This window comes from Enterocloster sp. 210928-DFI.2.20 (genome assembly GCF_020554465.1).
Classification (GTDB): domain Bacteria; phylum Bacillota; class Clostridia; order Lachnospirales; family Lachnospiraceae; genus Enterocloster; species Enterocloster bolteae.
The window spans coordinates 221,589-233,013 of sequence record NZ_JAJCHK010000004.1; the positions used below are offsets into that span (position 1 = coordinate 221,589).

The following is an 11,425-nucleotide window of genomic DNA, read 5'->3' on the forward strand; positions in this document are numbered from 1 at the left end:
CAAAAGAAGCAAAATTCTAATAATTTCAGGAGGCAGAAGATGAAACAGGATATGATTGTAATTCTTGACCTGGGAAGCACAGAGAACACAAAACTGGCCAGGGACATCAGAGAGATGGGGGTGTACAGTGAGATTTATCCCCACGATATCACAGCCAGCGAACTGAAGGAACTTCCCAATGTTAAGGGAATCATCATCAACGGCGGCCCTAACAATGTTGTGGACGGAACCCCCATTGATGTGCGTCCGGAACTGTATGAGGCAGGATACCCGGTAATGGCGGCAGGCCACGGCGCGGCGGCCTGTGAGCGTTCCATACATAGCTGGGATGAGGCTGACAGCGCCCAGATTCTCCGTTCCTTTGTATTTGATACATGTAAGGCCCAGGCCAACTGGAATATGAAGAACTTTATTTCCGACCAGGTGGAATTAATCCGCCAGCAGGTAGGAGACAGGAAAGTGCTGCTGGCTTTATCCGGCGGCGTGGACAGCTCCGTGGTAGCGGCCCTGCTCATCAAAGCCATTGGAAAACAGCTGACCTGCGTCCATGTAAACCATGGTCTTATGAGAAAAGGGGAATCCGAGAGTGTTATTGATGTATTCAAAAACCAGATGGATGCAAACCTGGTATATGTGGATGCTGTAGATCGTTTCCTCGGAAAGCTGGCCGGAGTGGCTGATCCGGAACAGAAGCGTAAGATTATCGGCGCTGAATTCATCCGCGTGTTTGAGGAGGAGGCCAGAAAGCTGGAGGGAATCGAGTTCCTGGCCCAGGGAACCATTTACCCTGACATCGTGGAGAGCGGAACCAAGACAGCCAAGGTAGTAAAATCCCACCACAATGTGGGAGGGCTTCCTGAGGATTTGAACTTCACCCTGGTAGAGCCGCTGCGCCAGCTGTTCAAGGATGAGGTACGCGCCTGCGGACTGGAGCTGGGTCTGCCTCACAGCATGGTATACCGTCAGCCCTTCCCTGGTCCCGGATTAGGCGTGCGCTGCCTGGGAGCCATAACCAGAGAACGTCTGGAAGCGGTCAGGGAATCAGATGCCATTCTCCGGGAGGAATTTGCAAATGCCGGCCTGGACAAGACAGTGTGGCAGTATTTTACCATTGTGCCGGACTTTAAATCAGTTGGAGTCAGGGACAATGCGCGCTGCTTTGATTATCCTGTCATCATCCGCGCAGTCAATACAGTAGACGCCATGACTGCCTCCATTGAGCGCATTGATTATGACGTGCTGCAGAAGATTACGGACCGTATATTGAAGGAAGTTAAGAATGTGAACAGGGTGTGCTATGATTTGAGTCCGAAGCCTACGGCTACGATTGAGTGGGAATAGTAAGCCCCGCCGCCTCTCATAAGAAACCATATAATCACAAACATAAAAGCTGGGAATCCTGAAATGCAGGAAACCCAGCTTTTTCCATTCGTATTTATATGCCAATAGTATTTTGTCAAGCTGAAAATGAGATAAATTTTAAAAAAGTATAAAATTAACTAAAATTCTCTAAAAACTAAATAAATAATTATTGAATTTATGGGTAAAGTATGATAAAATAAAAACAATCTATAAAAATTCCTTTTTCTGCCAGCGCAGGTATAGATTTTTTCTTTATGAATAATGTAGTACCATGCTGGAGGAATCAGGAAAACTCCAGAGAGATTCTGTGAGAGCGCGAAAGCGCAGGACAGATATAAGCGTCCATAAAATCTTCCATGCTCACAGGCAAAAGGGAGGCATACTATCCCATCTTTGGTGGGTGTCCCTATTGTATGTTTACATCCCGCTCTTTGGAGCGCTGATTACATCAGCACAAATATGAATGCCGCTATATGCGGCCAATTAAATGTATAGGGGGAATTAGGAATGGACGTTATTACAAATCTCGTAGCAAAAGGTAACAGTTTTCTCTGGAGTTTTTTGTTGATTGTTCTTCTGTGCGGCACCGGAATTTATTACACGATCCGCCTGAGGTTCATCCAGGTGAGAAAGTTTGGTGAAGGCTGGAAACTGGTATTCGGGCACCTCAGCCTTAATGGTGAGAAGCACGAAAAAGGTGAGATGACACCGTTCCAGTCAATTGCAACCGCAATTGCAGCCCAGGTTGGTACCGGTAACCTGGCAGGTGCAGCCACTGCACTTTTAGGAGGCGGACCTGGAGCTATCTTCTGGATGTGGGTAAGTGCGTTCTTTGGTATGTCAACCATTTACGCAGAGGCAACTCTGGCCCAGAATTTTAAGACTGAGGTAAATGGTGAGGTTACCGGCGGTCCTGTTTATTACATAAAGGCAGCTTTTAAGGGCACTCTGGGCAAGGTTCTTGCAGGATTATTTGCAATCTTTATTGTACTTGCGCTGGGATTCATGGGCAACATGGTTCAGGCCAACTCTATCGGCGCTGCATTTACAGAGGCTTTTGGGGCATTTAACATAACTATCTCTCCGGTTGTCATTGGTGTTATCGTAGCAGCCGTAGCAGCATTTGTTTTCCTGGGCGGAACACAGAGGCTGGCATCTGTTGTTGAGAAGGTTGTACCTATCATGGCAGGCGTGTATATTGTGGGAAGTTTGATTCTTATTATCATGAATATTGCTAATCTTCCTGCAGCTATTAAGATGATTTTTGTAGGCGCATTTGATCCTCAGGCAGTTTTAGGCGCAGGCGCAGGTATTGCAGTTAAAGAAGCCATCCGTTTCGGTGTTGCCAGAGGCCTTTTCTCCAACGAGGCTGGTATGGGTTCCACACCTCATGCACATGCAAGGGCTACCGCAGAGAATCCTCATAAGCAGGGACTTTGCGCTATGATCAGCGTATTTATTGATACATTTGTAATCCTTAACCTGACTGTATTTTCCGTACTGACCACAGGCGCTCTTGAGTCTGGCAAGAATGGTACCGCTCTTACACAGGCAGCTTTCATGAGAGGATTTGGTACCTTCGGTATTGTATTCGTTGCAATATGCCTTTTGTTCTTCGCTTTCTCTACGATTCTGGGCTGGCATTTCTTCGGCCTTATCAATGCGAAGTATCTGTTTGGCGATGGCGCAGCAAAGATTTACTCCTTATTAGTAGTGGTTTGCATCATAATCGGTTCTGCTTTGAAGCTGGAGCTGGTATGGGATTTGGCGGACTTCTTTAATGGTCTGATGGTTATACCTAATGCCATGGCCCTGCTTGCCCTAAGCGGTCTTGTGGTAAAGATATGCAATAAGTACAGTGATAAATAGCATATGACGTATGAAGAATAAATAGTTTAGCAGCGGCAGCTTTTCCGGAATATCATCCGGGGGAGCTGCTGCTTTTTCTTTTCTTCCTTGTACCGAATGAAAACCTTGATGGGAGGGAATTATTTATAGTAAAAAGAAAGCAGAAATGAGGAAATGTGAATCATGATAGACTCCATTGGAAAGATAACGCTTTACGTGAATAATCAGAATGAGGCCAGGGATTTCTGGACAGAAAAGATGGGATTCATCGTGCGCCTGGAACAGCAGATGGGTGCTGACCAGAAATGGCTTGAAGTGGGACCGGAATACGGAGGCGGGACATCCTTTGTTCTTTATGACAAAGAAAAAATGAAGACTCAGAATCCCGATGTGAATGTAGGCCATCCATCTGTTATTTTATGCACCGGCGACCTGGAGAATGCCCATAGAGAAATGAAGGAAAGAGGCGTCAGAACCGGAGACATCATGAAAATGCCTTATGGCAGCATGTTTCAGTTCTACGATATGGATGGGAATGTGTTTTTGCTGAGGGAGGAAGCCAGGGTGCATTAAACTTCCGCGTACGGTTCCGGGCCTTCCCTTTAAACGGATACCGGAGCCGGGCCATGGAAGTATTCCGGCTGCCGGATGGATAGTTGGCGCGTTCATGCATGTATTTGTAAACCGGTTTAAAATGTGTTAGAATGTATAGGATTAGAGCACACAGCAATAACCGGGAAAGGATGTCTTTAGGAAAATGCAGAAGGCCAACAAAGGAGAACTGTCCAATCTGAAAAATAAACTGCTGGCAGAGCAGGTTCAGGAGCAGATATACCAGTATATACTGGAAACGCCCATAGCCGTAGGCGCTAAACTTCCCAATGAATTTGAACTGGGAGACAGGTTCAGCGTGGGAAGGAGTACCATCCGGGAAGCGGTGAAACTTTTGATTTCCAGAGGAATTCTGGAAGTCAGGAGAGGATCCGGTACGTACGTGGTCAGCACTACGCCGGTGGACATGGACCCCCTGGGCCTGGGGGCGGTGGAGGACAAGATGGCCCTGGCCCTGGATTTGGTAAATGTACGCATCATACTGGAGCCGGGAATCGCAGAGATGGCGGCTCTCAACGCAACCCAGGAGGATGTTCTGAAGCTGAGGAATCTGTGTGACAGCGTTGAACGGAAAATAAAGATTGGAGACAGTTACATAGAAGACGACATCGCCTTCCATACCTGTGTGGCTGAATGTTCCAAGAATAAGGTGGTGGAACAGCTGATCCCTATTATTGATACAGCAGTCCTTATGTTTGTCAATGTGACCCACAAAAAGCTGACCCACGAGACCATCATGACCCACCGGGCCGTGACCGAGGCTATTGCGGAGCACGACCCTATCGGTGCCAAAACCGCCATGATGATGCATATGACTTTTAACAGGAATATGATCCGGCAGCTGATGAAGGATGGACGTGAGGCGTAGGAGCGTGCCGGTAGTGTGACAGCAGTGCGGGAATGTGACGGCAGTGCGGGATGCGACGGCAGTGCGGGTATGTGACAGCAGTGCGGGAATGTAGCAGCAGTGCGGGATGTGACAGCAGTGCGGGAATGTGGCAGCAGTGCGGGATGCGACGGCAACGTGAGAGCATAAGAACCATGCAGAAGTGTGGTGGTAATACGGACATGGGAGAAAGACAGACCTGATAAATATTTATACCTATAAGTTTTAGCAGACCCCGGAAGCAAATAAAAGGGAATACTTAAACTTATAGGTTTTTTTGTTTTGATTCATTTTAAACCAAAATACATCTGACGACTTTTGCAAAGGAATCAGAACGAAACCAGCTAAACGTGCAGAAAAATGGGGGATTCTGGAAGCGAAATAATACCGGTTTAGATATAGTGCATAAATAAATCAAATTTTTTTGACAATATAGTAGAAAACAAGTCTGATGACTTGAAAGAATAAATCAAAAATGCTACTATAAAACTATAAAGAAGTCAGACGTCAGATGTAAAACAAAAAGAGGAGGCATTATAATGGAATTGAATAGTCAAAAAGTAAGAGCGCTGGCACCGGAGAACGACCCCTTAAAAATAGGTATGGGGTGGAAGGTGGAAGACCTGGATAAACCGCAGATTATGGTTGAGAGTACATTTGGCGACAGCCATCCGGGCAGCGCCCATCTGGACCGGTTTGTGAATGAAGCTATGCGGGGAATCGCGGATGCAGGCGGAAAGGGAGCCAGGTATTTTACCACAGACATATGCGACGGCATTGCCCAGGGACATGACGGTATCAACTATTCACTTGCGCACAGGGATATGATTGCCAATATGATTGAGATTCACGGCAATTCCACAGGGTTTGACGGAGGCGTGTTCATCGCAAGCTGCGACAAATCTGTGCCTGCCTGTCTGATGGGACTGGCAAGACTTGATATGCCGTCTATCGTGGTGACCGGCGGCGTTATGGATGCTGGCCCCGACCTGCTGACCCTGGAACAGATTGGCGCCTATTCAGCCATGTGCCAGAGAGGTGAGATTACCGAAGAAAAGCTTACCTATTATAAGCACAATGCCTGTCCATCCTGCGGAGCCTGTTCCTTTATGGGTACTGCCTCCACCATGCAGATCATGGCCGAAGCTCTGGGGCTGATGCTTCCCGGCTCAGCGCTGATGCCTGCAACCTGCGAAGATTTGAAGGAAATGGCGTATAAGGCAGGCCTCCAGGTCATGGAACTGGCCAGGAAGGGGCTTAAGGTAAGCGATATCGTGACCATGAAATCATTTGAGAATGCCATTATGGTGCATGCTGCCATATCCGGTTCAACCAATTCCCTGCTTCATATTCCTGCCATTGCCCATGAGCTGGGACTGGAGATTGACGCTGACACATTTGACCGTATGCACAGGGGAGCTCATTACCTGCTGGATATCAGACCTGCCGGAAAATGGCCGGCACAGTTCTTCTACTATGCAGGCGGTGTTCCCGCTGTGATGGAGGAAATAAAGTCCATGCTGCACCTGGATGTGATGACTGTTACCGGAAAGACCCTGGGAGAAAATCTGGAAGAGCTTAAGGCTGGCGGATTCTACGACAAGTGCGACGGATATCTGAAAAAATGGGGGCTGAAGCGCACCGATGTTATCAGGACCTTTGAGGAACCCATCGGGACAGACGGAACCGTGGCCATATTGAGAGGAAATCTGGCGCCGGAGGGTTCTGTGGTGAAACATTCTGCTGTTCCTAAGGAGATGTTTAAGGCAGTCCTGAAGGCAAAACCTTTTGACTGTGAGGAGGACGCCATTGAGGCAGTTATTTCCAGGAAGATACAGCCGGGAGATGCCGTGTTTATCCGGTATGAAGGACCTAAGGGATCGGGAATGCCGGAAATGTTCTATACCACAGAAGCTATCTCCTCTGATCCGGAGCTGGGAAAAACCATAGCGCTTATCACGGACGGCAGGTTCTCCGGGGCATCCAAAGGGCCAGCCATCGGACATGTATCACCTGAGGCAGCGGACGGTGGACCCATTGCCCTGGTGGAAGAGGATGACCTTATCAGGATTGATATACCGGAGCGCGTTCTGGAAATCATAGGCGTGAAGGGAGAGGAACTTCCCAAGGAAGAGGTAGAACGTATTCTTGCAGAGCGCAGAAAAGCCTGGAAACCAAGGGAAGCCAAGTATAAAAAGGGCGTACTTAAAATTTATTCCGAGCATGCCGTATCACCCATGAAGGGCGGTTACATGGTCTGATTGACGGAAACTGGCCGGGAAATATTTGTGGGAAGTATGGACCGGAGCTATTGTTGAAACATGAACGAGAAATATTAGATGGAAGTATCAGCGGAAATAGGGATATTGTGTGAAATTATAGGAGGGTAATAAGTATGACAACAACAACAGCTGCAGCTCTGGATCCGACCAGACTGATTATCGCGGCCTTGGCAGGGCTGGTGATTCTGCTGCTTTTAATCATCAAATTCAAGGTGCAGGCAATGATCTCCATTCTGGTAGGCGCAGTGGCCATCGGGCTGATTGCAGGCATGCCCTTTACGGATATCATAAGCTCTGTAAATGAAGGAATTGGAAGTACTCTTAAGGGAATCGCCCTGCTTGTGGGTCTGGGCTCCATGTTCGGTTCCATATTGGAGATATCAGGAGGCGCTCAGACACTGGCAGTCACCATGGTAAAGAAATTCGGCGACAAGAAGGCTGCCTGGGCTTTGGGAATCACGGGACTTGTCATAGCCATGCCGGTATTCTTCGATGCGGGACTCATTATTCTGATTCCTCTTGCCTTTTCTCTTGCAAAGAGAACCAAACGCTCCTCCCTGTTCTATGCCATTCCCCTGCTGGCCGGTCTGGCGGTAGGCCATGCATTTATTCCGCCCACACCGGGGCCCGTGCTGGTGGCTACCATGCTGGGCGTGGACCTGGGCTGGGTCATTATGGTAGGTATTGTGTGCGGTATTTTTGCCATGATAGTGGCCGGTCCCATATGGGGGACTATCTGCGGAAACAAGTACGATATACCGGTTCCGGAACACATTGCCAACCAGGAGGATTTTGACGAATCAAAGCTTCCAAAGTTCGGAACAATCGTGGGAATTATTTTGATTCCGCTGGTTCTCATTATCCTGAATTCCATTGCAAAGGTGGTTCCTGCCCTTGCCTCTGTACAGCCGGTGTTAGGATTCCTGGGTGAGCCGTTTGTGGCTCTCACCATAGCGACGGTTGTGGCTATGTTTCTTCTGGGATACCGTCACGGATACAGCAACGAGGAGCTGGAAAAGGTACTGACAAAGTCTCTGGAGCCTACGGGCCTGATTCTTCTGGTAACGGCCTGCGGCGGCGTGCTGCGGTTCATGCTGCAGAATTCCGGTCTGGGTGATGTGATTGGCAATGCAGTGTCATCTGCCTCTCTTCCGATTGTGGTAGTGGCTTTTGTGGTGGCTGCTCTGGTGCGTATTTCTGTTGGGTCTGCTACAGTTGCCATGACCATGGCAGCCGGCATCATCGCGGCCATGCCGGAAATTGCAACCCTGTCCCCTCTGTACCTGGCCTGTGTCACAGCGGCAGTGGCAGGAGGAGCAACGGTGTGCTCTCATTTTAATGATTCCGGCTTCTGGCTTGTGAAATCACTGGTGGGGTTGGATGAAAAGACCACTCTTAAGACATGGACTGTCATGGAGACGCTGGTGGGCGGCACGGGATTTGTAGTGGCTCTTATTATATCCTTCTTTGCATAGCAGCGGTCAGGTGATGTCATTATATACTCAAATTAAGATGTGAATTGATATTTTTATAGATTTAGCATTTCATGAGTTGGGATTAAAAGGGGAGACAGTCTTTGGGCTGTCTCCCTTTGACTGTATAAGCGGACTTAAAGCATTATAGACTGCTGTATAACAGCCAGATCATCCGATCCATTTGGCAGATTTTCTGTATGTATCCTATAGGGGGTTAGCCGGGATACCCATCTTAAATTATTTCCACTGACTTCCTATTGACTTTATTGTGAAAAAATGATAAAAACTATTTATATTTAACAATCTATGTGGTAGTATTATATATGTAACCGGTTACAGATTATGCTGGCATGGTTACAGGAAAAAGAGAGGGGAAGGGTCATGAACATTAAAGAAATTGCACGCCGGGCAGGCGTCTCTTCCGCTACGATTTCCAGGGTTCTCAATAATTCAGGATACGTGAAAGAGGAGACCAGGCAAAAGGTACTTAGGGCAGTGGAGGAGTATAATTATGTACCCAGCGCCATCGCCAGAAGCCTGAGCATTCAGGACAGCTTAAGCGTGGGAACCATCATCCCGGATATTGAGAATGAGTTTTTTTCCAAGGTTATAAGCGGAATCAGCGAAGTGGCTGAATCGTACCATTATAATATTGTTTTTCTGGGAACCAATGAGACGTTGGACAAGGAACATGATTTTTTGAAAATCGTGGAAAGCCAGAGACTGAAGGGCGTAATCATAACGCCGATTTCAGAGACAGATACGGTTACCAGGGATTACCTGCTCCGATTGGAGGAATCCGGCATACCGGTGGTGCTGGTGGACCGTGATGTGAAAGGGGCCCAGTTTGACGGCGTATTCGTGGACAACCAGAAGGGATCCTATGACGGAGTGATGGAGTTAATAAAGGCAGGCCATGAGAGGATTGCCATTATAACCGGCCCTGAGACCTCCAAGCCGGGCAAGGACCGGTGCCAGGGCTATCTGCAGGCCATGGAGGACAGCGGACTGGCTGTTCCTGAGGAATACGTTGCCTGCGGCGATTTTAAGATTGCCAAGGCATACGAATGTACCGGACGGCTTTTGGGACTTGCGGAACCGCCCACGGCCATCTTTACATCCAACAACCTTTCCACTCTGGGATGTCTTAAGTATCTGACGGAACACAAGGTTAAGATAGGAAGGGACATTTCACTGATGGGATTCGATGACATTGACGCCCTGCGGATGATCGATTACAGGATATCCGTGGTGGACAGGGATGCCAGGGAACAGGGGCGGGAAGCCATGAGACTTCTTCAGGAGTGCTTTGAAGATTCAGGAAAGAGCCGTCAGAGAGGAAAGCGGATTACCATTCCCTACAAGGTAATCCTGCGGGGTTCAGAACACAGGAAAACAACCTGACAATCCAGTCAGATTGTTTTCTGCACAAATCTGTAACCGGTTACACAAAAATGCAAAGCCTATCATATTTTTTTACAGAAATGTGTAACCGGTTACAGAAAATACATAATACAATTTCAACCTGTAAAAGCTTCAAACGGAAAAGGAGAATGAAAATGGGAATTGAACACATGATTGATCACACGATGCTGAAGGCGGATGCCAGTAAGAATACTATCATAAGATATTGCAGTGAGGCGAGGGAACACAAATTTGCTTCTGTCTGTGTCAATACCTGCTTTGTGCCGCTGGTAGCGGAGCAGTTAAAGGGAAGCGGTGTAAAGACGTGCTGTGTGGTGGGATTCCCTCTGGGAGCCATGCTTACCAGCGCAAAGGCCTTTGAGGCTTCTGAGGCTGTAAAGGCAGGGGCAGATGAGGTGGATATGGTTATCAACATAAGCGCCCTTAAGGACGGGGACGACTCCTTTGTGGAGGAGGATATCCGGGCCGTGGTAAAAGCCTCTGCGGGCGCAGTGGTAAAGGTCATCATAGAGACCTGCCTCCTGACGGATGAGGAAAAGGTAAGGGCCTGCCAGCTGGCAGTGAAGGCGGGGGCTGATTTCGTGAAAACTTCCACCGGATTCAGCACAGGCGGAGCTACGGCAGCTGACGTTGCCCTGATGCGCAGAACCGTTGGAGACAGTGCCAGAGTAAAGGCCAGCGGCGGCATCCGCACACCGGAAGACGCTGCGGCTATGATTGAGGCAGGGGCGGACAGAATCGGAGCCGGCAACGGGATTGTACTGATTTAGATTGTCTGCCGGTGGAAATATGTTGATGGAAAAATGTCGATAGGAAACTGCTGGCGCAGAATTGCCGATGGGGAGCCGGCCATAGGATTGTCATGAAGCGTGTACGGAGCGCGCCGGCAAGATGGATTAAGGAGAGAGAACATATTATGGAGCATATGGGAAAAAAAGTAACAGTATTTGGAAGCTTTGTGGTGGATTTGATGGGCAGGACACCGCATCTGCCGGCAGCAGGGGAGACAGTGAAGGGGACCGTGTTTAAGATGGGACCCGGCGGCAAGGGATTCAACCAGGGTGTGGCGGCCCACAAGGCAGGAGCGGATGTGACCATGGTGACAAAGCTTGGCCGGGACGCGTTTGCCGATATTGCCCTCAATACTATGAATGAGCTTCACATGGATACGGGAAGGGTTTTGTATTCCGAGACAACGGAGACAGGATGCGCTCTGATCATGGTGGATGAGAACAGCAGCCAGAATGAAATCGTGGTTATACTCGGGGCCTGCAATACCATTACGGACCAGGAAGTGGATTCCCTGGAGGATTTGGTGGGCCGGTCCGAATACCTGCTGACACAGCTGGAGACCAATGTGTCCTCTGTGGAGCGCATCGTGGACATCGCATACAGGAAGGGCGTTAAGGTCATTTTAAACACCGCCCCTGTGCAGCCTGTCAGTGATGAGCTTTTAGGCAAAATTGACCTGATTACCCCCAATGATCTCTCGGAATCTTGAGTGATCATGCCAGCAAAACTCTGGCATTGAACTT

Annotated in this window: 8 protein-coding genes and 1 pseudogene; all 9 read left to right on the plus strand. The window is 48.6% G+C overall.

Features of this window, described 5'->3' with window-relative positions:
- Positions 1–39 precede the first annotated feature (39 nt).
- Entirely contained in the window at positions 40–1,341 is a 1,302-nt protein-coding gene (gene guaA, locus LI015_RS06720) for a glutamine-hydrolyzing GMP synthase (protein ID WP_002570402.1), read from the plus strand.
- Positions 1,342–1,869: 528 nt separating this feature from the next.
- The gene (locus tag LI015_RS06725) at positions 1,870–3,231 is read left to right on the plus strand and encodes an alanine/glycine:cation symporter family protein (RefSeq protein WP_002566128.1); all 1,362 of its coding nucleotides are present in this window, start codon (positions 1,870–1,872) and stop codon (positions 3,229–3,231) included.
- 162 nt (positions 3,232–3,393) lie between these two features.
- Complete coding sequence (locus tag LI015_RS06730) at positions 3,394–3,783, plus strand: VOC family protein (RefSeq protein WP_002566127.1); 390 nt, start codon at positions 3,394–3,396, stop codon at positions 3,781–3,783.
- Between the two features lie 184 nt (positions 3,784–3,967).
- Positions 3,968–4,690, plus strand: a complete 723-nt coding sequence (locus tag LI015_RS06735; protein ID WP_227124343.1) for a FadR/GntR family transcriptional regulator — start codon at positions 3,968–3,970, stop codon at positions 4,688–4,690.
- Positions 4,691–5,247: 557 nt separating this feature from the next.
- The gene (gene ilvD, locus LI015_RS06740) at positions 5,248–6,969 is read left to right on the plus strand and encodes a dihydroxy-acid dehydratase (RefSeq protein WP_227124344.1); all 1,722 of its coding nucleotides are present in this window, start codon (positions 5,248–5,250) and stop codon (positions 6,967–6,969) included.
- A gap of 134 nt (positions 6,970–7,103) precedes the next feature.
- Positions 7,104–8,465 carry a GntP family permease gene (locus LI015_RS06745; RefSeq protein WP_002566124.1) on the plus strand — a complete coding sequence of 454 codons (1,362 nt, stop codon included), beginning with the start codon at positions 7,104–7,106 and terminating at the stop codon, positions 8,463–8,465.
- 381 nt (positions 8,466–8,846) lie between these two features.
- Positions 8,847–9,869 carry a LacI family DNA-binding transcriptional regulator gene (locus LI015_RS06750; RefSeq protein ID WP_117625724.1) on the plus strand — a complete coding sequence of 341 codons (1,023 nt, stop codon included), beginning with the start codon at positions 8,847–8,849 and terminating at the stop codon, positions 9,867–9,869.
- A gap of 155 nt (positions 9,870–10,024) precedes the next feature.
- Entirely contained in the window at positions 10,025–10,660 is a 636-nt protein-coding gene (deoC, locus tag LI015_RS06755) for a deoxyribose-phosphate aldolase (protein WP_002566122.1), read from the plus strand.
- A 146-nt stretch (positions 10,661–10,806) separates the two neighbouring features.
- Positions 10,807–11,379 (plus strand): annotated as a pseudogene (locus LI015_RS06760) (PfkB family carbohydrate kinase); the annotation flags it as partial.
- Positions 11,380–11,425: the final 46 nt, after the last annotated feature.

Bases quoted from the DNA above. Each gene is read 5' to 3' on its own strand.
- guaA (WP_002570402.1), top strand. From the start codon at position 40: ATGAAACAGGATATGATTGTAATTCTTGACCTGGGAAGCACAGAGAAC.
- LI015_RS06725 (WP_002566128.1), top strand. From the start codon at position 1,870: ATGGACGTTATTACAAATCTCGTAGCAAAAGGTAACAGTTTTCTCTGG.
- LI015_RS06730 (WP_002566127.1), top strand. From the start codon at position 3,394: ATGATAGACTCCATTGGAAAGATAACGCTTTACGTGAATAATCAGAAT.
- LI015_RS06735 (WP_227124343.1), top strand. From the start codon at position 3,968: ATGCAGAAGGCCAACAAAGGAGAACTGTCCAATCTGAAAAATAAACTG.
- ilvD (WP_227124344.1), top strand. From the start codon at position 5,248: ATGGAATTGAATAGTCAAAAAGTAAGAGCGCTGGCACCGGAGAACGAC.
- LI015_RS06745 (WP_002566124.1), top strand. From the start codon at position 7,104: ATGACAACAACAACAGCTGCAGCTCTGGATCCGACCAGACTGATTATC.
- LI015_RS06750 (WP_117625724.1), top strand. From the start codon at position 8,847: ATGAACATTAAAGAAATTGCACGCCGGGCAGGCGTCTCTTCCGCTACG.
- deoC (WP_002566122.1), top strand. From the start codon at position 10,025: ATGGGAATTGAACACATGATTGATCACACGATGCTGAAGGCGGATGCC.